The sequence below is a fragment of the Priestia sp. 40 genome (genome assembly GCF_049368575.1).
In the GTDB taxonomy this organism is placed as follows: Bacteria; Bacillota; Bacilli; order Bacillales; family Bacillaceae_H; genus Priestia; species Priestia zanthoxyli.
This window is the reverse complement of sequence record NZ_JBMPZA010000005.1, coordinates 19,437-39,594: the sequence shown is the minus strand read 5'-3', so window position 1 is coordinate 39,594 and position 20,158 is coordinate 19,437. Positions and strand designations below refer to the sequence as shown.

Genomic DNA, 20,158 nt, shown 5'->3' with positions numbered 1-20,158 from the left:
GGCAAATATAAGCAGATAAAGGCGGGAACTATATGTGGGTGTATGAAAAGAAATTGCAGTACCCAGTGAAAGTAAGCACGTGTAATCCAACGCTTGCCAAATATTTAATGGAACAATACGGGGGAGCGGACGGAGAGCTTGCAGCAGCGTTGCGTTATTTGAATCAGCGCTACACGATTCCCGATAAAGTTGTTGGATTGCTAAACGATATCGGGACAGAAGAGTTTGCTCATCTTGAAATGATTGCTACGATGATTTATAAACTAACAAAAGATGCAACGCCGGAGCAGCTAAAGGAAGCTGGATTAACAGAGCACTATGTAAACCACGATAGCGCGCTTTATTACAATAATGCCGCTGGCGTTCCGTTTACAGCTACTTATATACAGGCAAAAGGAGATCCGATTGCCGATCTTTATGAAGACATAGCGGCAGAAGAAAAAGCAAGAGCTACATATCAATGGTTGATTGATATATCAGATGATCCTGATTTAAACGACAGCTTAAGATTTTTACGAGAAAGAGAGATTGTTCACTCACAGCGGTTCCGTGAGGCGGTTGAGATTTTAAAAGATGACAGAGACAGGAAGAAAATTTTTTAACAAGCAAAAGGAACCTCCCTCTTAGTAGTAAAAGAGGGAGGTTTTTTATTTTGGCAACGTTGATTATGCCCTAGAACTGCAGTGACAAGAAACAACCTTTAATTTCCCTTCAACATCTTTCCAAACTCGCGTATAGCTGTATTCGCCTCCAATCGATTCACCGGCTGCCAGCGACCCATTTAACGCTACTTTTGTAACGGTAACCGCAAGCTCTTGAAACAGTTTAATTTCTTGTTCCAACACTTCAATGCCTGCTATATTAAGACTTTTAGAACGATACGTATTTATATCTTCCTCTTTTGAAAGCCATTGCCCCAGATGATTTACAAAAATAAGCTCCTCTGAAAGTAATTCTTCTAACAGCTCTACGTTACTAGAAAGCATGGCTGAACGAAGCATTTCCTCGTATTCTATCACTCTTGCTTGATTCATCTTTTGTCCCCCTTTACGCCTTATGTAACACTTTTCTATTTCCACTTTACTTTTCTCTTAAACGTCTGTCTTTGAGGTTAGTGTTAATTTATGTTAATAGAGGGTAAAAGTGGACTAATTTTCTGTAAGCATAAAATATTCTGAAAGACGTGTTTAATTACCTTTAAATGGTATAAATTTGGAGTGAAAGAACCTTTTCTTTCCACTTTCTTAGTTATCTTTTTACTATTAAGAGGCAGTTTTTTATACTTGTAATTGTAGCGGAATGAACGTTCATTCCGATTTTGAAAAGAGGTGATAAAGTGGAAACTACTCCAACAAAACAAAAAGCGATTTTTTCTGCTTCACTTCTGCTGTTTGCAGAAAGAGGATTTGATGCAACAACGATGCCAATGATTGCGGAAAATGCCAAAGTAGGAGCAGGAACAATTTATCGCTACTTTAAAAATAAAGAAAGCCTTGTAAATGAACTGTTTCAGCAGCATGTAAACGAGTTTTTACAGTGCATTGAAAGCGGACTGGCTAACGAAAGAGAAGGATACCGAGATGGATTTCATCATATCTTTGAAGGTATGGTGACATTCACTAAAAATCATCCTCGTGCTCTTGGTTTTATTAAAACTCATAGCCAAGGAGCTTTTTTAACAGAAGAGAGCCGCTTAGCATATCAAAAGCTGGTGGAATTTGTTTGCACGTTCTTCAGAGAAGGACAAAAGCAAGGTGTGATTAGAAATCTTCCCGAAAATGCGCTAATTGCTATTTTATTTGGAAGCTTTATGGAGTTATATGAACTAATTGAAAATGACTATTTAAATTTAACGAATCAATTACTTACAGATGTAGAAGAAAGTCTTTGGGCAGCACTTAGCAGACAACCATGAAACTTAACAAGTGAAAGAGGGATAACATGACAATTAAAGAAATGCCTCAGCCAAAAACGTTTGGAGAGCTTAAAAACTTACCGTTATTAAACACAGACAAACCAGTTCAAGCTTTGATGAAAATTGCGGACGAACTAGGAGAAATTTTTAAATTTGAAGCGCCTGGCCGCGTAACGCGCTACTTATCAAGTCAGCGTCTAATTAAAGAAGCATGCGATGAATCACGCTTTGATAAAAACTTAAGTCAAGCGCTTAAATTTGTACGTGATTTTGCAGGAGACGGATTATTTACAAGCTGGACGCACGAAAAAAACTGGAAAAAAGCGCATAATATCTTACTTCCAAGCTTCAGTCAGCAGGCAATGAAAGGCTATCATGCGATGATGGTTGATATCGCCGTGCAGCTTATTCAAAAGTGGGAGCGTCTAAATGCAGATGAGCATATTGAAGTACCGGAAGATATGACGCGCTTAACGCTTGATACAATCGGTCTTTGTGGATTTAACTACCGCTTTAACAGCTTTTACCGCGATCAGCCTCATCCATTTATTACAAGCATGGTACGTGCGCTAGATGAAGCGATGAACAAGCTGCAGCGAGCAAATCCTGATGACCCAGCTTATGATGAAAACAAGCGCCAGTTTCAAGAAGACATTAAGGTAATGAACGATCTAGTAGATAAAATTATTGCAGATCGCAAAGCAAGCGGTGAACAAAGCGATGATTTATTAACACATATGCTAAACGGCAAAGATCCAGAAACAGGTGAACCGCTTGATGACGAAAATATTCGCTATCAAATTATTACGTTCTTAATTGCAGGACATGAAACAACAAGCGGTCTTTTATCATTTGCGCTGTATTTCTTAGTGAAAAATCCACACGTATTACAAAAAGCAGCAGAAGAAGCAGCACGAGTTCTCGTCGATCCTGTTCCAAGCTACAAACAAGTCAAGCAGCTTAAATATGTGGGCATGGTCTTAAACGAAGCGCTGCGCTTATGGCCAACGGCTCCTGCATTTTCTCTATATGCTAAAGAAGATACGGTGCTTGGAGGAGAATATCCTTTAGAAAAAGGTGATGAACTGATGGTTCTGATTCCTCAGCTTCACCGTGATAAAACGATTTGGGGAGACGATGTAGAAGAGTTCCGCCCAGAGCGTTTTGAAAACCCAAGCGCAATTCCGCAGCATGCGTTTAAACCATTTGGAAACGGTCAGCGTGCGTGTATCGGTCAGCAGTTCGCTCTTCATGAAGCAACGCTTGTACTTGGTATGATGCTAAAACACTTTGATTTTGAAGACCATACAAACTACGAGCTGGATATTAAAGAAACCTTAACATTAAAACCTGAAGGCTTTGTTGTAAAAGCAAAATCGAAACAAATTCCGCTTGGTGGCATTCCTTCACCAAGCCGAGAGCAGTCAGCTAAAAAAGAGCGCAAAACCGTAGAAAACGCTCATAATACGCCGCTGCTTGTGCTATACGGTTCGAACATGGGAACAGCTGAAGGAACGGCGCGTGATTTAGCGGATATTGCGATGAGCAAAGGATTCGCGCCGCAGGTTGCAACGCTTGATTCCCACGCAGGAAATCTTCCGCGTGAAGGAGCTGTATTAATTGTAACGGCTTCTTATAACGGACACCCACCTGATAACGCAAAGAAATTTGTCGACTGGTTAGACAAAGCGTCTGCTGATGAAGTAAAAGGCGTTCGCTACTCCGTATTTGGATGCGGCGATAAAAACTGGGCGACTACGTATCAAAAAGTGCCTGCTTTTATCGATGAAACGCTTGCCGCTAAAGGAGCAGAAAACATAGCTGAACGCGGTGAAGCAGATGCAAGCGACGACTTTGAAGGCACGTACGAAGAATGGCGTGAACATATGTGGAGTGACGTAGCAGCCTACTTTAACCTCGACATTGAAAACAGTGAAGATAATAAATCTACGCTTTCATTTCAATTTGTCGACAGCGCTGCGGACATGCCGCTTGCGAAAATGCACCGTGCGTTTTCAGCGAACGTCGTAGCAAGCAAAGAGCTTCAACAGCCAGGCAGTGAACGAAGCACGCGTCATCTTGAAATTGAACTTCCAAAAGAAGCTTCTTATCAAGAAGGAGATCATTTAGGTGTTATTCCTCGCAACTATGAAGGAATAGTAAATCGTGTAGCAACAAGATTCGGTCTAGATGCATCACAGCAAATCCGTCTGGAAGCTGAAGAAGAAAAATTAGCGCATTTACCACTCGGTAAAACCGTATCAGTAGAAGAGCTTCTGCAATATGTAGAGCTTCAAGATCCTGTTACGCGCACGCAGCTTCGCGCAATGGCTGCTAAAACGGTCTGCCCGCCGCATAAAGTGGAGCTTGAGGCCTTGCTTGAAAAGCAAACGTACAAAGAACAAGTTCTGGCAAAACGTTTAACGATGCTTGAACTGCTTGAAAAATATCCGGCGTGTGAAATGGAATTCAGCGAATTTATCGCCCTTCTTCCAAGCATGCGTCCGCGTTACTACTCAATTTCTTCATCACCTCGCGTCGATGAAAAACAAGCAAGCATCACGGTCAGCGTTGTCTCTGGAGAAGCGTGGAGCGGGTATGGAGAGTACAAAGGAATTGCGTCGAACTATCTTGCTGAGCTGCAAGAAGGAGATACAATTACGTGCTTTGTTTCCACACCGCAGTCAGGCTTTGCGCTGCCAAAAGACTCTCAAACACCGATTATCATGGTCGGACCGGGAACAGGCGTCGCGCCGTTTAGAGGCTTTGTGCAGGCTCGCAAGCAGTTAAAAGAACAAGGACAGTCGCTTGGAGAAGCGCATTTATACTTTGGCTGCCGTTCACCTCATGAAGACTATCTTTATCAAGAAGAACTTGAAAATGCACAAAATGAAGGCATCATTACGCTTCACACTGCTTTTTCTCGCGTACCAAATCAGCCGAAAACATACGTTCAGCACGTGATGGAACAAGACGGCACGAAATTGATTGAACTTCTTGATCAAGGAGCGCACTTCTATATTTGCGGAGACGGAAGCCAAATGGCACCTGACGTTGAAGCAACGCTTATTAAAAGCTATGCTGATGTTCATGAAGTGAGTGAAGCAGACGCTCGCTTATGGCTGCAGCAGCTAGAAGAAAAGGGCCGATACGCAAAAGACGTGTGGGCTGGGTAAATAAAAAATAACCTTCGCTATTTAGCGGAGGTTATTTTTTATAGCCAGATTGAGACATAACTAAACCCATATCCATATCATCTAAAGACGAACAAACTTGAGAAATGAACTTGTATGGATTGCTTGTGATACCGCTGTTGATTTCCGTGCTCCGCGGACGACCGGTGAGCTTTTCCCGCATGAGTCTTCACCTTGCCCTCCAATCAATAGCTAAAAGCAATTAAACCCATTAGACCTGCGTCCACTATGACAAAAAAATAGAAATATTAACCGATGATTTCGCTTAACATTTCTGTTTCACCTTCAACTAAAATACTTTTGTCCCAACCTCATTTCTTATATTGGCTTAGCGTTTCTTCTGCGTGACAGCAGATCTTTTGAATTAGCTCCTGAGGTTCTTCAATAAGGGCATGAGCACCTAGCGTATAGAAAAAAGAAGCTATGTAGCTTAGTTCATTTCCGTCCGTTATCGTATCAATATAGCCAGTGCCATCACGCGTCACCTTCACATGATTTTCAAGCCAGGGAACGCCTTTACACTGACGAACGCCTTCGTGCGTCAAGGTTACTTTTAACGAAATCGGTTGTGTGTTTTCAGGAGTTGTTTCAAGCCATTCCTTTAACGTAAGACACATCTTTTCGTCTTTTTCTAAAATCTTTAATGAGTGAATACGATCTGCTCGAAACAATAATACTTTTTGCTTATCGTAGGAATAAGCGGGGCAGTACCATAAACCGTTATGAGCATAAATGCCAAGAGGCTTGGCTTGTTTCCTTGTTTGACCCGTCTTTGAATCATAAAGAAATTCAATATATTTTCCTTCAAGGCTTGCTTCTAACAGCGTTTTTAAATAAGGAGTGTTTAGGTTTCTTTTAGGATTCCAAAATGCAATATGAGCACTCATTTTATCTACTTTTTTCTTCGTTTCTTCAGACAAATATACATAAAATTTTTGAAGAGCTGCATGAATTTCTGCATCAAATGGAAGGTTATGATAATACTGCAGAGCTTGATAGGCAAAAAAGATCGAAATGGCTTCTTCTTCTGTAAACAAAATAGGAGGGAGAATACGGTTTTTTAACACTCTGTAACCACCGCTCCGTCCTTTTTCACTGTAAAGAGGCAGTCCTAATTCGCTTAAGTCCAGTAAATAGCGCTGAACGGTCCGCACGGAAAGCCCAAATTCCTCTGCTAGTTCTTTTGCCGTAAACGTTCTTTTTGTGTTAATAAACATGAGCATATCTACAAGTCGTCTAGATTTAGCCATTTATTTTCACCTTTTTCTTTTAATATGACAAAAAGTGTCGTATTAAGATGATATCATACAGAAACAGTAAAGTTGAAAGGAGAAAAGGGAATGAAGAAAAGAATTGTTGTATATATTGCTGCAAGCTTAGATGGGTATATCGCAAGAGAAAACGGAGAGATTGACTGGCTACAAAGCGTAGAAGGAGAGGGAGACAACGGGTACGAAGATTTTTATCAAACGTGTGATGCGGTCGTTATGGGAAAGGCTACGTACGACCACGTGCTGAAGCTCACACCTGAGTTCCCGTATCTCGATAAAAAGTGCTACGTGTTTAGCCGATCAGCTCAAGGAAAAGATCAGTACGTAGAGTTTGTAAACGAAAGCGTGGCGTCATTTCTCAACAACCTCGATCAAGACGCTAAAAAAATATGGCTAGTGGGGGGCGCTGAGATCCTTGCTGATTTCTTAAAAGCAGAGAGTGTGGATGAATTTATCATATCGGTCATTCCTGTTTTGCTTGGGGGCGGTATTCCGCTATTCAAACAAGGAATTCCAGAAATGGACTTGAAGCTTACCGATATGAAGCAGTACGGGCAAATCGCTCAGCTGTATTACAAAAGAGGATAAACATCCACCTCCTGTTATTTTAGGGACAGTGACATCAAGAGCGTCCTTTTTTCATAGTATATTTTTGGGGTGAAAAAATGCCAAGAGTAAGTTATTGAGATTCAGATGTTGCTTTAATGGCAAGGATGATGAGAGCAGAAGCTGAAGGCGAAGGAAAACAAGGCATGCTGTATGTTGGAAATGTCATTGTAAATCGCCTTAAAGCAAACTGTTTAGATTTCAAAGATTTAAGATCAGTTCCGCAAGTTATTTACCAGGTGCAGGGAGGCAACTATTCATTTGAAGCAGTTCAAAAAGGGAACGTATTTTATCAAAGAGCAAGAAGTGTTGAAAAAAGGTTAGCCAAAAAGAATTTGGATTATTGGAGAGAACACCCGGGGAAATATGCCTTGTGGTACTTTAATCCATCCGCTCCATGCCCTCCAACCTGGTACGGTCAGCCCGCTTCTGGTCAATACAAAAATCACTGTTACTATGAGCCAAAACCAGGAACGTGTGCTAGCGTTTATAACGGTTAGATAGCTTATGAGATATGCTGCATTCTAAAGGTTTGACCTTAAAAAACTTTAGCTGCAGGTGACAAGGTAGTCGTTCTTCATATAATGAGCAAAAGCCCTCTTTTAATAAAGGGGGCTTTTGCTCATTGCTGCATTTCTCATTTTGCTTCAAATTTTATGTTTTTACCAGCAGCAAATTCGGATTGATCCTTCGCTTTTGTATCCTTTACCATCCAGGACGTCTTTACCTTAGCTGCTGCTAAAATTTCTTTCATTTGCTTATCGTTTAAGCCTTTCGTATAAAGGACAAATTCTCTCGTATAGATGTTTTTATTTTCTTGCTCTTCATCTGCACCGCTGCCAAACCAATATCTTGTTTGCTGATCGTCTTTCATGTTATTAAAAGCTTGTTTATAATTAGGCAGCTTAACTTGAATATTCGACAGGTAATCCGTACCGCGTAATGTAAGAACCACATGCACTTTGCGAAAATCTTGTTTAGAGGGGCTTGTTAATTCGGATATTTCAACTTCATTAAATTCTTTTTTCGTCAGCGGTTTAACTGTAGTAGAAACAGAAACTTGCGGCTCCGACTTGTTTGTCGCAACGTCTTCGGTACTGCAGGCACTTAAAATGATCACCGTTAAAAGAGCATAAACGAACCCCACTACTTTTTTATTCATGCACGTTCTCCTTTGTCATTAATAGATAATGGTACTCATTCGTCGTATTCATTGTATTTACCTCTATTTGTTCCAATGTCCTAATCAACGAAGAAAATCGTAAAAGTATAAAAAAAGAAATGCCGAGGCATTTCTTTTTTCGTTCTATGAGTCTGGATTAAGCGAAGTATGCGTATACTCCGGCATACGCTCTTCTTTTTCCGTTAGCTGAGTATCGGGGCTTTGCTGCTCTTGTGAAACAGGAGACAGCGTAGATTTTTGTTCAGAATTCATGTTTGTTATTCCTCCTTATATAAAGTGAGCCGTTAATCAAGCGAAAGCAAATCATCTTGAATTCGCTGCGTTAAAGATGCCACTTGCTGCGTTAAACTATCATTTTCCGCCTGTAATTTTTGATAAGACTGATTTGCTTTTGAACATAGGTAAGGGTCTGTTTCCCACCAGTCCATGCCAATTTCTCTTGCTTTATCAATAGAAGCGACAAGCAGCCGGATTTTTATTGTTAAGAGTTCAACATCAGCAATTTGCACTTTAATATCTCCAGCAATAACAAGACCTTTATCTAATACTTTTTCCAATACTTCTACAATAGTGCCCAGCTGCCCGTTATGTTCCGCCGCCATTTTTTCACTCCTTGTTATAACACTTTTCCTAGGGGACCTAGATCAATATTTAAATCTTCATTTGTAAAGTTAAACACTGATTTTAGCTCCTCCATTTTGTTCTCTAACTTCATCAACGCCACGCCCAGATCTTCGATTTGAGCGTCCGTCAGGTTTCCGCTGTCAACTCGGCGAATCGCATGTTTTTCGATGAGCTGCCGCAGTAATTCAATGACGGTTAAAACAAGCTGCGCTAGGCCTTGTTCAGCATTTTCTGCACTCAGCTCAATGCGACCATTTCGTTTGAGGTTATTTTCCATTTCTCAACGCCTCCGTTTCCTGTTCAAACTGCTGAGAAGAAATGACTTGACGATCAGGAGAGCCTATCAGCGTTTCTACAGAAGAAATCAATACCCGCAAATCAAGATAGACTAAATCAATTCCGGCAATTGAAATCAATACATCACCTTTAATGGCAATTCCTTTATCGAGGATCACATCTAATATATCAATGAGGGCGATGTCTTTTTGCTCGAGCGTTTGTTTTCGCAGCGATGTCATCCCGCATCTTTCTCCGAGCGCAGAGTGTCGATATGATAAGCAGGCCATGGTCCTGTTACTTCGATATTCAGTCCCATGTTTTTGTAAAACGTTTGCTTATCGCTGATGGCTTTTAAAAACGATTCCACATTGTTTTTTGAAAGAAGGTAGATGCTGTTCCAGCACATGCTGTAGCTCTCGCCGGTTATTTTTTGACTCCAGTTATTTTTGATTTTATGATAAGCGGCGTAAGGACTTATCTCACTGTGCAAGTGATCACAAAGCGAAAGCTGTTCTTTTTCTGTTTCTTCTTCAATCAGCCTTTCTATCTTTTTACGTTCGAAAAACTGCCTGCCCGGAGACAACGTAGTTATTTCTTCTTTTTTCTTTTGGATCGTTTCATTATGGGTTAGCAGATACTTCTTTAAAGAATTCGTATGGGCATACACTTTTATATTCCATTCTTCAGATCTTTTTAAAAGCTGAAGAGAAGAGAGGGTTTTTTCTTTGTTATCGACAATACTTTTTTGACAGCTATTCTTGCTTTTGTATACCGTACAAAATTTCATTGGAAGAAGCGTGTAGCGGCTATGCAAAAAAAGAAGCGTCTCATGGTGATGCATGGCTTTGTCCTGCAGCCATTTCGTATCGTGCTCGATCTTTTCTTTCAGTATTTCTTCCGAATACTCATCGCTTGGCAAGTCGCATACAAATGCGGTAATATCATCAAAGCAAAGAGCATAGATAGGGTTGTGCTGATCCATGCCTTCAAGTGAAGGAAAGGGCATTTCCTTAGCTTCTTCGGTTGGAACTAGACCATATAAATAAATGAGCTTTTCCATCTCTCTTAACCTCACTTTTGTTTCTTCGTCATTGATTCCCATCTTTTTAATTCATATTCTTTTGCTGCTTCATACCTCAGCAGCAGTTCTTTTTCTTTTTCCATATATGCATCTTCTGGTATTTCTCCAAGCTCATACATCATTTGAAGATGAACGATTTTTTGCTGAATAAAAGAGACATCGTAAAGTTCTTTATCCGCTTCTTCCTTGATTTTCTGTCCGACTTTTACAATGAGCGTGACAGGAGACAGCAGCAGTTTATGAATCATACACTCTCTTCTACTTTTAATTGAATATTGATAAAGTTATAAGCAGCCCACGGTCCGGAATATTTAAAATCCGCTTTGTGCTTCCATTTTTCATACAGATCATTTACACGTTCATCAAACGCTGCTTCTTTTTCTCGGTCAATTAAAAAAGAAGCGTTCAAAAGCATCGTTTCGACAATAGGAGGGTTGAGTCTCGCCGCTTCAGCCATCGGTTCTAAATGTTGATACAGCTCTTTTTTACAGTCCTGCTGAAGCTTTAAAAAGAATTTCTGAGCTGTTTCTCCGTGCGCAATTTGTTTATAAAAATCAGCACTGGCAGAAAGCGGGTTTCGTACTTGATGCAAAGAAGAGTCTTGATTCACTTTTTGTTTCAGCCAGTCCGTTTTCCCAATTACTTTTAGTCCGACTTCTATTTTTCCTTTTAACTGTGGGAAAAGGGAGGCGAACTGTGGATATAAGTTTTCTAACAGCATTTCAACATCTTGTTGACTATGAAACACGTTGCCAAAGCTGATGGGAATAACGGAATCATGCTCATTCATTACTTTGGAAATCACCTGGTGATGCGCTGTGACATTCTCTTTTGTAGGGTGATAAATTTTAAGAGGAAAGGCAGCGGCCACTATAGCTGCATCTCGGTAGTGAATGGTAAAAGTAGCTCTTTCTTGATGATCAATCGTGACGCTGCCAAACGTATGCGCCTCGGTGGCGGGAATGCTGCAAAAAATATAAATGCCCATTTCTTCACTCATCGATTTCTGTTTCATTCCTTTCCATTAAAATAATCAGCTTACTTCTCTGCTGGAGAGCTTCGATAGCGTAGGCTGGTGCGTGAAAAAGACGTGATGTTATGCTGCTTATTGACCAGCACTTCATAAATACCGAGCAGTTCATCTTTTGCATAGCGCCTCATATACTCCTGTTCTTCGAATGCTTCAAGTGTTATTTTCCATCCTCCATTTTGAATCGATTCATACGAAATAATTCGGTGAGGAGGAGCGACGTGTTCTTTAAAAAAATCAGTCACGGATTCCATGATTTCGGCTACTTTCACTTCTCTAATCCACCTTTATGAGTTTATAAATCTAAGTCTTGCAAAAGGTTCAGCTGCTCAAGTTTCTTTCCACTGTTATTCGAAGAAAGAAAATCTTCTCTTTCATTATGAAGCAGCCGAACTGCTTCGGCGTACCTCAGCCATGTGTCCACACTGGCAATCACGATTCTAGCTTCGATGGTAATTAATTCAATGCCAATAACGGAAATACGAGCGAATACGTCAATTACCACGCCCTTATCTAAGATGCGGTCAACTACTTCAGCTAGACTAGAACAATCGTTTGATTTGTTAATCGTCATGATGAAAATCCTCTCATATTGCATAGTGAAATATATACGTTTGCTAATCTTGCTATTAATGTGTGTGATATTGTAAAAAATATACAAATAAAATGCGCATAAATGTAAAAATAGTATAAAATACCATGATTATTTTTGTTTTAATACGGGTAGAGTTAAGTACATTACTTTTATCTATTGATGAATGAAAACACATACATAAAAAACAAAAGGAGTGGAGAAAGATGAGAAAAGAAGAGCAGCCGGTATTATCTGATTTTATTGAAAAGGACCAATTTGAGTTAAATTCATATTTAACCTCTTTATTCGAAACGACGAGTGAAAAGGAAGAAAATCAAAGTTGATGAGTTGAAAATATACAGGACTACTTTCCACTGGGAAAGTAGTTTTTTCATTTGTGAGCTTGATATACTGATTGGAAAAAGAGGTGAGAAAGGTGAACGAAAAAGACGTCATTTCGAGAAGCATTTTAACAAAAGCAACCGGCTTTTTGGCTTCAGCTTATACTCATAGTTTGAATCCGTATGCCGGATGTGCATTTTCCTGCAAATTTTGCTACGTGCGAGAACTGCCAATTCAGCGTTTTAAAGAGATGGAGTGGGGGACATGGCTAGAGCTGAAAGTCAACGCAGCTGAAGTCTATCAAAAAGAAATACAAAAACTGCGAAAAAAAGAGCAGCCGGTGCGCATCTTTATGTCTTCAGCGACAGACCCATATCAGCCGGCTGAGCGTAAAGCAGGCATCACGCGCGCCCTTTTAGAAACGATGATCAATCATCCACCTGATTTTTTATTGATTCAAACCAGGTCTCCCCTTGTGACGAGAGATATTGATTTGCTTTTAGAACTTCAAAAAGTGTGTGATCTTCGCGTATCGATGACTGTTGAAACGGACCGAGAAGATGTAAAACAAATTTTTTCTCCTTATGCTCCGGGGATGAAACTTCGTATGAATGCGTTGAAAGAAGTAAAAGAAAGCGGAATTTCAACGCAGGTAACGATTGCTCCAATGCTTCCTTTCACGCCTGAATTTCCTGAGAAAATAGACGGAACGATGGACCGGATTTGCATTGATACGTTGTACTTGGGAGACGGTTCCTTAGGTAAAACGTCTAAAAGGCTAGGGATGCCGGAACTATTTGATCAGCACGGTTTCCTAGATTGGTATGACAAAGACATTCATATCAAAGCCATTCGTTATTTTGAAAAATTTTATCCGTCTTCGATGATTTATCTTTCTCAAGAGGGATTTGCCCCGTAAAAAAAGAAGAGCCAGTAAAGCTCTTCTTTTTTTATATTAATTTTTATACGTATCAAACATGTTTGTATCGTCTGGCACGTTTTCTAAATAGCTGATTTTCCCGCTGTCATCTAGTTTAGCAATATCTTTTCCCGTTTGAGTAAATACGCTACCAGATGCACGTTTTCCGCATACTGCCCAAGGCGTTTCAAACATGTCCGTACCTTCAACTGCTTTCCAGCCTTCAAACATATGCTTAATATCAGCATTTTCTTTAAAAACCATTTTCACAAACAGCTTCCAGTTTTCAATGCCTTGCTTTTCGTGGCCATTTAAGACAAATACGATATCGTCTGAAAAAAGGCTCACCAATTCTTCAAATGCTTGTTCGCTTGTACGTGATTGATCGAATAAATCAAAATATCTATTTAAGTTTTCCATGATGATCTCCTTTGGGTGCTACAGCACCATTTTTTCTTCTACTGTTGCTTTTAGCATGTCCAGGTTTTCTTTTGGACATTTTTTGTGAATTTCATTTGTGAGCGTAGCAATGGTTTGCCGTTTTAAAATGGACTGCCATGAAGATTCAGCTTCTTCCATTAAATCGGATAACAAGCAAATATCTTTGTCTTTTAAATTAAGCATATCGTGAAAAATACCGCTTGATGAGTAAAGAGACTGCTTGCCTTCAATGGCTACGTATACGTCATAAATTCGGATTTCTTCCGGCGTTTTCTTTAAGCGAAATCCACCTTTGCTACCAGGAACTGAAGCAAGTAAATCAGCGCTAACCAGCTTACGAAGAAGCTTTTGAAAATACGTAGGCGAACCCCCAAGCTGAGTGCTGATGACATCTCCTGGAAGCACCGCTTTCTCAGGTAAAAACGTAAGGAGCAAAATGGCATACACCGATTGCTCAACGCCTGTTTTCATATGCAAAAACATCATCTCCCGCTATATGTGTACAACGTGGATAATTATTATCCGCGTTGTACACATCATAACGCTTATGAATCAAAAAGTAAAGCAGTTACTTAATATGCACGTGATATTCGTGTATACTGTGAAAGAAACAGCAACAAAATACGGAGATGAGAGAATGACAACTATTGCAGATATCGCTCGGCTTGCAGGAGTAGCAAAAAGCACTGTATCCCGCTACCTTAACGGAGGGTCTGTGAGCGATGCAACGAAACGAAAAATTGAAGGAATTATTAAAGAAACAAACTATAGCCCAAATGCTTTTGCTCAAAGCTTAAAAGCGAAAAAAACAAATATCATCGGTGTCATTGTTCCGCGTATGGGTTCTTTTGCGACTTCCCGCACATTAGATGGTATTGATCAAGAACTTAGAGACCACCACTACCAAATGATTGTTTCCAATTCTAATCAAGATTTAGAAAGAGAAATTGAAAATATTTATACGCTGGCTAAGCAGAAGGTAGCCGGTATTATTTTGCTTGCCGTTCAAATCACGAAAGCTCATTTGGAAGCGTTCCGTACGATTTCAATTCCTGTTTTGCTAATTGGACAGGAGCATAAAGAAGTCCACAGCTTAATTCACCAAGATTACGAGGCTGCATGCGACATTGGAAGGTACATAGGGGAAAAAGGGCATAAAAAAATTGCTTTTTTAGGCGTAACCGAAAAAGACATAGCTGTAGGTGTAAAGCGAAAAGAAGGCGTAAAGGACGGTCTTAAAGACAGCGATTGCGAAATCCGCTGTTATCAAACAAGCTTTAACATGAGCGATGCAATCGGAGCAGCTACGGCAGTGATGAAAGAATTTAACCCATCCGTGATTGTATGTGCGACTGATAACATTGCGCTTGGCACGTTAAAGGCCGCTTATTTAAACGGACTGCGCGTTCCTGAAGACGTATCAATTACCGGCTTTGGAGGCTATGAAATTACAGGTGTGATTCATCCGAGCTTAACAACCGTAAAATATTACTATAAAGAAGCGGGACAAATGGGGGCACAGCGAATTATTAAGCTAGTCAACGGAGAAGAAGTCGAAAAGCTTACACTTTCGAACTATGAATTGATTGAAAGAGAAAGCGTTGACAATCGTTTTACATAAAAAACGATTGACAGAATGTAGGAGATGCTATAGTATAAGTGGTGTAAATACAAACAAATAATTGAACGTATCTCCTAAAGGGGAGTAGCTTTAACAGCAAAGTCGTCATTACAGAGATTATCTCTCGGCTTTGTTGGCGACATTATGTTGTTAGCAAGACCTTTACCGCTTATTTGGTAAGGGTCTTTTTTGTATTCAATTATAAAAAGGGAGGAAAAGACTCGCACATTTGAAGGAGAAACGTTACATAAAAAGAGAAGGTGGAGGTAACTATGGAGGAACTAATTGGCGTATCAGTGCAGGGTTTGCTGCAAATTATTTTTCTTGATTTAATTTTAAGCGGGGATAACGCAATTGTTATTGCAATGGCGGCTCGTAACGTACCAAAAGATTTACAAAAAAGAGCGATTTTAATTGGAACAGGCGGCGCGATTGGTCTTCGATTATTATTTGCGGCTATTATTGTCCCTTTATTGAAAATTCCATTAATCGGAGCGGTCGGCGGTTTAATGCTAGTATGGATTGCATATAAATTATTAGCGGACAATCACGATCACGGCGACAATCCTCAAGGTGGAGCAACGGTATGGAGCGCGGTTAAAACGATCATTATCGCAGATGCGGTTATGTCATTAGATAACGTATTAGCTCTAGCTGGTGTAGCACACGAATTTGTGCCAATTATGATTGGTGTATTAATTTCAATTCCAATTATTATTTGGGGAAGCAGCTTTATTATGAAAGCAATGGAAAAATTTCCGATTATCATTTACGCTGGAGCAGCGATGCTTGCATGGTCTGCTGGAAAAATGATTGTTGAAGATAAAATTATCGGCGGATTTGTTCCAAGTACAGCTCTACATCTTGCTGTTCAAATTATCTTAACCGTTGCAGTTGTAGGCATTGGGTACATGAAAAACAAAAAAATGAAAAAAGAACAAGCCCACGCAGCATAAAAAAAGAGCGTACGGATCATCCGTACGCTCTTTTTTTATGATTCGGGGTAGTGCATAAGCAGAAAAAAGCTTGCTTCTTTTTCAGAAGAATTGATATAGCTGTGAGAGGTATTTCCTGAAAAGTGCAGAGCGTCTCCTGAGACTAATTCATGTTCTTCATTTTCAAAACGAACCGTTAATTTGCCTTCTTTAATAAGTAAGTATTCATCTCCTAAATGCGTTTTCGCTTCGTGCACACATCCAGGCTTTAATGTGACGATATAAATTTCAAACTTTTTTTCCGGATGATAAGGAAAAAAGAATACACTAAGTAATCACCTTTGTTGTCCGTGATGGGATCTAGCTGTTTTATGCTTACTTTCTGCACATCCGGGGCGTCTTCTTTCATAAATACAGAAAAAGAGACTTGAAGGCCGTTGGCGATTTTCCAAAGTGTGGTAACCGTAGGGCTGGATTTACCTTTTTCGATTTGTGCAAGCATTGCTTTACTAACACCCGTTAATTCGGAAACTTGATCAAGCGTCAAATTTCGATTTTTTCGTAATTTAACAAGATTTTTAGCAATAATATCTTGAATTGCGTCCATTGTTGTACTCCTTTAATTATTATAAAGATAGTATAACATACTGTTGTTTAATATAACGTATAGATGTATAATATAGCAGAAAAGGAGGGAGTACGGTGATTGCAGAAAAAGCTGTACAGCAAAGAGAAAAAGGGGAGTTAACGTTCAGACAAGGGGCTAAGGATTGTGTCCCCACGCTACTCGGCTACATAAGCATAGGGCTTGCGGCTGGAATTGTTGGAGTATCCTCGCATCTTTCCGTTATGGAAGTTACTTTATTATCAGCGCTCGTGTATGCGGGGGCTGCTCAGTTTATCATTTGTGCGCTGATGGTTGCCAACAGCTCGATTTCAGCTATTATTCTCACAACATTTATTGTAAACTTACGACACTTTCTTTTGAGCGCTACGGTAGCGCCTGAATTTACAAAATATTCGTTATTAAAAAATGTTGGAATTGGAGCGCTTCTGACAGATGAATCATTTGGGGTGTCTTCAAGTAAAATTGCAAAAGGTGAGCCAATTAATGACCGCTGGATGAACGGATTAAATATAACGGCTTACGTCAGCTGGATTATTGCCTGTACGGCAGGAGCTATTTTTGGTCATTTGCTATCAAATCCAGAAGCCTTTGGGTTTGATTTTGCCTTAACAGCTATGTTTTTAGCTCTTCTTGTTTTACAAATCGAAAGCGTGTTACCTTCAAAGCTTAATCATTACTTACGTTTGATTCTTTATATGGCGATTATTATGATTGTGCTGTCTTTTTTCGTACCTTCACATGTGGCTGTATTGATTTCAACGATTATTGTAGCGACAATTGGGGTGGTGACGGATAAATGAGTATCCACTACCCAACACTCATCATTATTTTAGGGTGTGCCCTTGTTACCGTAGTTCCTCGCATTGTTCCGTTTTTAGTTGTGCGTAACATCGCGCTGCCAGAACCCGTATTAAAATGGCTATCCTATATTCCTATTTGTATTTTAACCGCACTTGTTGTAGAAAACTTTATGATTCAAGCAAATGACAGCGTAAAGATTAACTGGCCCGTCATTATCGTAGTTATTCCAACCTTACTGATTGCCCTGAAAACCAAAAGCTTATCTATCACCGTTATTAGCGGAGTTGGAATGATGGCGCTGCTTCGTTTTTTTCTTTGGTCATGAAAGCTCAAGTTATGCTCTTGAGCTTTTTTACTGTCTCCTTTACGCACGCTTTTTCATATAGTATGATAAGAGTGTAAATTAGAAGCCAATGAAAACTAAAATATAGATGAGGTGCTTTTATGAGCGGAGTAGTATCTAAATAGGAAAAATTAAATGAAATAAATTGAATAAGTAAGATGGGTATTTTTTAAAAAAATAAGGTACCCTTTGTTTGCTTATGAATTTATTTCACTGCCTATGAAGATACCTACAATGCTTTATAAAGGGTTCGGCATTTGTCCCGAAAGAGGCGTCTGTTTTTACAGAGCTTTCTTTTGTGATATGTGTTTAGACACCTTATGAACGCAAAAAGCTGTGGGATCACCACAGCTTTTTTTATTTACCTTTTTCATTGCCTTCTAATAAATAGGTATCTTCATATGTGATGACAAATCATAGTGAGGAGAAAAACCATGAATACGATGACATTTGAAAAATTGCAGTATCAGGAATTAAAAGAAATCGTAAAATCTCACTGCGTAAGTGAGCTGGGAAAACAATTAATGGATAAACTTCAGCCGAGCACATCTCTTAAAACAGTAAAAAACCGACTTAAAGAAACAACGGAAGCACGAAGACTTCTAGATGCTGAGAAATCACTTCCGCTATCAGGTGTCTCAGGTATAGGAAGAGTCATTGAAAAGCTTGAAAAAGGCATGATTTTAGAGCCCGAAGAGCTAATGCGCATATCCGATTTTTTAAAAGGCTGCAGAAAAGTAAAACAATATATGGTGGATAAAGAATTTTTTGCTTCGCTCTTAAGTTCCTATGCCCATTCGATGAAAGAACTGACAGGTATAGAAGAGGAAATTAATTTTGCGATCAAAGCCGGAAAAGTAGACGCTGCGGCAAGCAAAGAGCTTAAGCGTATCAGAAGACATATAGAAGGAACGGAAGCTAAGATTTCAGAACAGCTTGCGAAATTTTTACGAAACGGTAAAAACAAAGAGTATATTCAAGACTTCTTCATCAGTAAAAAAGGAGACCGCTATACGATTCCGATCAAGGCATCCTATAAAAATCATGTTGGAGGAACGATTGTTGAAACATCTTCTAAAGGGTCAACAGTGTTCATAGAGCCGGCGTCTATTACAAAGCTGAATGCGGAACTAGCGATTTTGAAAGCAGAAGAAGAGGTAGAAGAATATCAAATTTTAGCGTCTTTAACAGGTTTAGTGTTAGAGAAGCTAGCTGATATTCATATTAATTTAGAGCTAATTAGCCAATACGACATGGTGTTTGCCAAAGCAAAATACAGTAAACAGGCAGATGGAATTGAACCTGAAATTAATGATTATGGATATATTCATTTAAAAGGCGCATATCACCCGCTGTTAACTGGTAAAATTGTTCCGCTTCACTTCGAAATTGGCAAGAATTATCGAAGCTTAATTATTACGGGACCTAACGCAGGAGGAAAAACCGTTGTCTTAAAAACGATTGGGCTACTGACACTCGCTACAATGTTAGGGTTTCATATTACAGCTGATGAAGGAACAGAAATTGCATTGTTTGAGCATATTTTTGTCGATATCGGCGACAACCAAAGTATTGAAAATGCGCTGAGCACCTTTTCCTCACACATGAAAAATATATCGGCTATTTTGCAAAAAGCAACGAACAATACGCTGCTCCTATTCGATGAAATTGGCAGCGGCACCGAACCGAATGAAGGAGCTGCACTTGCGATTGCAATTTTAGAGAAGTTTTATCATATGGGCTGCATAACGGTCGCGACTACGCATTACGGAGAAATTAAGCGTTTCTCAGAAATTCATCCTGACTTTATGAATGCCGCGATGCAGTTCAACAGTAAAACATTAGAACCGCTGTATCAACTGTTAATTGGCACATCTGGTGAAAGCAATGCGCTTTGGATTTCAAAGAAAATGAAGGTAGAAGAAGAGATTTTACAAAAAGCAAAGTTCTATATGGAAAGCAAATCCTATGATACAGAAGTTGTCAGAGAAAATAAAATAAAAAAACCAACTATTTTGAAGGAAAAGAAAAAAGACCGTATTGAATACCAAATGGGAGATCGAGTCAAGCTGTTAGATTATGAAAATCATGCGATTGTGTATAAGTCTAAAGACAACACAAACAATATAGTCGTACTCTATCAGAATGAGTTAATTGAAGTAAACGTTAAGCGAGTAGCTCTTGAAATCAAAGCTGCTGAATTATATCCCGAAGGCTATGATCTCGATTCATTATTTATTAGCTATAAAGATCGAAAAGAGCAGCATGATCTGCAGCGAGGATCAAAAAAAGCATTGCGGAAAATTGAAAAAGATATACGGAAAAATAGGTAAAACAAAAGCCCAACACTTGTAGGAAAGTGCTGGGCTTT

General features: G+C 39.5%; 26 protein-coding genes and 1 pseudogene. 11 read left to right on the top strand and 16 right to left on the bottom strand.

Features of this window, described 5'->3' with window-relative positions; translation table 11 throughout:
- Nucleotides 1-32 precede the first annotated feature (32 nt).
- A complete protein-coding gene (cotJC, locus tag ACO1DI_RS01000; protein WP_014459252.1) occupies nucleotides 33-602 on the top strand; it encodes a spore coat protein CotJC in 570 nt (189 codons plus the stop codon).
- A 63-nt stretch (nucleotides 603-665) separates the two neighbouring features.
- Here the strand turns inward: cotJC and ACO1DI_RS00995 are convergent, their stop codons facing one another.
- Complete coding sequence (locus ACO1DI_RS00995) at nucleotides 666-1,034, bottom strand: nuclear transport factor 2 family protein (protein ID WP_423144977.1); 369 nt, start codon at nucleotides 1,032-1,034, stop codon at nucleotides 666-668.
- 302 nt (nucleotides 1,035-1,336) lie between these two features.
- On the opposite strand from ACO1DI_RS00995, the gene ACO1DI_RS00990 reads away from it, so the two are divergent.
- Both ACO1DI_RS00990 and ACO1DI_RS00985 read left to right on the top strand, forming a co-directional pair.
- Complete coding sequence (locus ACO1DI_RS00990) at nucleotides 1,337-1,915, top strand: TetR/AcrR family transcriptional regulator (RefSeq protein WP_209367030.1); 579 nt, start codon at nucleotides 1,337-1,339, stop codon at nucleotides 1,913-1,915.
- A 26-nt stretch (nucleotides 1,916-1,941) separates the two neighbouring features.
- A complete protein-coding gene (locus ACO1DI_RS00985) occupies nucleotides 1,942-5,091 on the top strand; it encodes a bifunctional cytochrome P450/NADPH--P450 reductase (protein WP_423144976.1) in 3,150 nt (1,049 codons plus the stop codon).
- An 81-nt stretch (nucleotides 5,092-5,172) separates the two neighbouring features.
- Here the strand turns inward: ACO1DI_RS00985 and ACO1DI_RS00980 are convergent, their stop codons facing one another.
- Nucleotides 5,173-5,298: a hypothetical protein gene (locus ACO1DI_RS00980; RefSeq protein WP_423144975.1), complete on the bottom strand. Its 126-nt coding sequence runs from the start codon at nucleotides 5,296-5,298 to the stop codon at nucleotides 5,173-5,175.
- 122 nt (nucleotides 5,299-5,420) lie between these two features.
- Nucleotides 5,421-6,359 carry a helix-turn-helix transcriptional regulator gene (locus ACO1DI_RS00975; RefSeq protein ID WP_423144974.1) on the bottom strand — a complete coding sequence of 313 codons (939 nt, stop codon included), beginning with the start codon at nucleotides 6,357-6,359 and terminating at the stop codon, nucleotides 5,421-5,423.
- A gap of 90 nt (nucleotides 6,360-6,449) precedes the next feature.
- On the opposite strand from ACO1DI_RS00975, the gene ACO1DI_RS00970 reads away from it, so the two are divergent.
- Both ACO1DI_RS00970 and ACO1DI_RS00965 read left to right on the top strand, forming a co-directional pair.
- Nucleotides 6,450-6,968 (top strand): dihydrofolate reductase family protein, encoded by a 519-nt coding sequence (locus tag ACO1DI_RS00970; protein ID WP_042992034.1) that lies wholly within the window; start codon nucleotides 6,450-6,452, stop codon nucleotides 6,966-6,968.
- A 116-nt stretch (nucleotides 6,969-7,084) separates the two neighbouring features.
- Nucleotides 7,085-7,486 carry a cell wall hydrolase gene (locus tag ACO1DI_RS00965; protein ID WP_423144973.1) on the top strand — a complete coding sequence of 134 codons (402 nt, stop codon included), beginning with the start codon at nucleotides 7,085-7,087 and terminating at the stop codon, nucleotides 7,484-7,486.
- 137 nt (nucleotides 7,487-7,623) lie between these two features.
- Here the strand turns inward: ACO1DI_RS00965 and ACO1DI_RS00960 are convergent, their stop codons facing one another.
- The 10 genes from ACO1DI_RS00960 to gvpJ all read right to left on the bottom strand — a co-directional run bounded on the left by ACO1DI_RS00960 (nucleotide 7,624) and on the right by gvpJ (nucleotide 11,757).
- Nucleotides 7,624-8,148, bottom strand: coding sequence for a hypothetical protein (locus ACO1DI_RS00960; RefSeq protein WP_423144972.1), 525 nt, complete (start codon nucleotides 8,146-8,148; stop codon nucleotides 7,624-7,626).
- A gap of 144 nt (nucleotides 8,149-8,292) precedes the next feature.
- Nucleotides 8,293-8,421 carry a hypothetical protein gene (locus ACO1DI_RS00955; protein WP_014459261.1) on the bottom strand — a complete coding sequence of 43 codons (129 nt, stop codon included), beginning with the start codon at nucleotides 8,419-8,421 and terminating at the stop codon, nucleotides 8,293-8,295.
- Nucleotides 8,422-8,453: 32 nt separating this feature from the next.
- Nucleotides 8,454-8,771, bottom strand: coding sequence for a gas vesicle protein (locus ACO1DI_RS00950; protein ID WP_013057928.1), 318 nt, complete (start codon nucleotides 8,769-8,771; stop codon nucleotides 8,454-8,456).
- A gap of 14 nt (nucleotides 8,772-8,785) precedes the next feature.
- Nucleotides 8,786-9,070 carry a gas vesicle protein K gene (locus ACO1DI_RS00945; protein ID WP_013057927.1) on the bottom strand — a complete coding sequence of 95 codons (285 nt, stop codon included), beginning with the start codon at nucleotides 9,068-9,070 and terminating at the stop codon, nucleotides 8,786-8,788.
- Nucleotides 9,060-9,311 carry a gas vesicle protein gene (locus ACO1DI_RS00940; protein ID WP_116738816.1) on the bottom strand — a complete coding sequence of 84 codons (252 nt, stop codon included), beginning with the start codon at nucleotides 9,309-9,311 and terminating at the stop codon, nucleotides 9,060-9,062. Before ACO1DI_RS00940 ends, ACO1DI_RS00945 begins: the two co-directional genes overlap by 11 nt.
- Entirely contained in the window at nucleotides 9,308-10,132 is an 825-nt protein-coding gene (locus ACO1DI_RS00935) for a GvpL/GvpF family gas vesicle protein (protein WP_423144971.1), read from the bottom strand. The genes ACO1DI_RS00940 and ACO1DI_RS00935 overlap by 4 nt, the downstream gene beginning before the upstream one ends.
- Nucleotides 10,133-10,143: 11 nt before the next feature.
- Nucleotides 10,144-10,401 (bottom strand): gas vesicle protein GvpG, encoded by a 258-nt coding sequence (locus ACO1DI_RS00930; protein ID WP_014459264.1) that lies wholly within the window; start codon nucleotides 10,399-10,401, stop codon nucleotides 10,144-10,146.
- Nucleotides 10,398-11,168 carry a GvpL/GvpF family gas vesicle protein gene (locus tag ACO1DI_RS00925; RefSeq protein WP_423144970.1) on the bottom strand — a complete coding sequence of 257 codons (771 nt, stop codon included), beginning with the start codon at nucleotides 11,166-11,168 and terminating at the stop codon, nucleotides 10,398-10,400. Before ACO1DI_RS00925 ends, ACO1DI_RS00930 begins: the two co-directional genes overlap by 4 nt.
- Nucleotides 11,169-11,191: 23 nt before the next feature.
- Complete coding sequence (locus ACO1DI_RS00920) at nucleotides 11,192-11,455, bottom strand: gas vesicle protein GvpO (RefSeq protein WP_013057922.1); 264 nt, start codon at nucleotides 11,453-11,455, stop codon at nucleotides 11,192-11,194.
- Nucleotides 11,456-11,478: 23 nt separating this feature from the next.
- Nucleotides 11,479-11,757 (bottom strand): gas vesicle protein GvpJ, encoded by a 279-nt coding sequence (gvpJ, locus tag ACO1DI_RS00915; protein ID WP_014459267.1) that lies wholly within the window; start codon nucleotides 11,755-11,757, stop codon nucleotides 11,479-11,481.
- 436 nt (nucleotides 11,758-12,193) lie between these two features.
- Between gvpJ and ACO1DI_RS00910 the strand changes: the two genes are divergently transcribed.
- Complete coding sequence (locus tag ACO1DI_RS00910) at nucleotides 12,194-13,018, top strand: SPL family radical SAM protein (protein WP_423144969.1); 825 nt, start codon at nucleotides 12,194-12,196, stop codon at nucleotides 13,016-13,018.
- Nucleotides 13,019-13,054: 36 nt separating this feature from the next.
- On the opposite strand, the gene ACO1DI_RS00905 is transcribed toward ACO1DI_RS00910, so the two are convergent.
- Both ACO1DI_RS00905 and ACO1DI_RS00900 read right to left on the bottom strand, forming a co-directional pair.
- On the bottom strand, nucleotides 13,055-13,438 hold the full coding sequence (locus ACO1DI_RS00905; RefSeq protein WP_014459270.1) for a nuclear transport factor 2 family protein: 384 nt from the start codon (nucleotides 13,436-13,438) through the stop codon (nucleotides 13,055-13,057).
- A gap of 18 nt (nucleotides 13,439-13,456) precedes the next feature.
- Nucleotides 13,457-13,936, bottom strand: a complete 480-nt coding sequence (locus tag ACO1DI_RS00900; RefSeq protein ID WP_013057917.1) for an RrF2 family transcriptional regulator — start codon at nucleotides 13,934-13,936, stop codon at nucleotides 13,457-13,459.
- Nucleotides 13,937-14,006: 70 nt separating this feature from the next.
- Here ACO1DI_RS00900 and ACO1DI_RS00895 point away from each other — a divergent pair, with 70 nt between their 5' ends.
- The gene (locus tag ACO1DI_RS00895; RefSeq protein WP_042992035.1) at nucleotides 14,007-15,080 is read left to right on the top strand and encodes a LacI family DNA-binding transcriptional regulator; all 1,074 of its coding nucleotides are present in this window, start codon (nucleotides 14,007-14,009) and stop codon (nucleotides 15,078-15,080) included.
- A 272-nt stretch (nucleotides 15,081-15,352) separates the two neighbouring features.
- The gene (locus ACO1DI_RS00890) at nucleotides 15,353-16,036 is read left to right on the top strand and encodes a TerC family protein (protein WP_014459272.1); all 684 of its coding nucleotides are present in this window, start codon (nucleotides 15,353-15,355) and stop codon (nucleotides 16,034-16,036) included.
- Nucleotides 16,037-16,071: 35 nt separating this feature from the next.
- On the opposite strand, the pseudogene ACO1DI_RS00885 reads toward ACO1DI_RS00890, so the two are convergent.
- Nucleotides 16,072-16,622 (bottom strand): annotated as a pseudogene (locus ACO1DI_RS00885) (helix-turn-helix domain-containing protein).
- Between the two features lie 95 nt (nucleotides 16,623-16,717).
- Between ACO1DI_RS00885 and ACO1DI_RS00880 the strand changes: the two are divergent.
- From ACO1DI_RS00880 to ACO1DI_RS00870, 3 genes are all read left to right on the top strand, one after another.
- Nucleotides 16,718-17,443: an AzlC family ABC transporter permease gene (locus ACO1DI_RS00880; RefSeq protein ID WP_014459274.1), complete on the top strand. Its 726-nt coding sequence runs from the start codon at nucleotides 16,718-16,720 to the stop codon at nucleotides 17,441-17,443.
- The gene (locus ACO1DI_RS00875) at nucleotides 17,440-17,769 is read left to right on the top strand and encodes an AzlD domain-containing protein (RefSeq protein WP_014459275.1); all 330 of its coding nucleotides are present in this window, start codon (nucleotides 17,440-17,442) and stop codon (nucleotides 17,767-17,769) included. The genes ACO1DI_RS00880 and ACO1DI_RS00875 overlap by 4 nt, the downstream gene beginning before the upstream one ends.
- A 452-nt stretch (nucleotides 17,770-18,221) precedes the next feature.
- Entirely contained in the window at nucleotides 18,222-20,120 is a 1,899-nt protein-coding gene (locus tag ACO1DI_RS00870) for an endonuclease MutS2 (protein WP_423144968.1), read from the top strand.
- Nucleotides 20,121-20,158 lie beyond the last annotated feature (38 nt).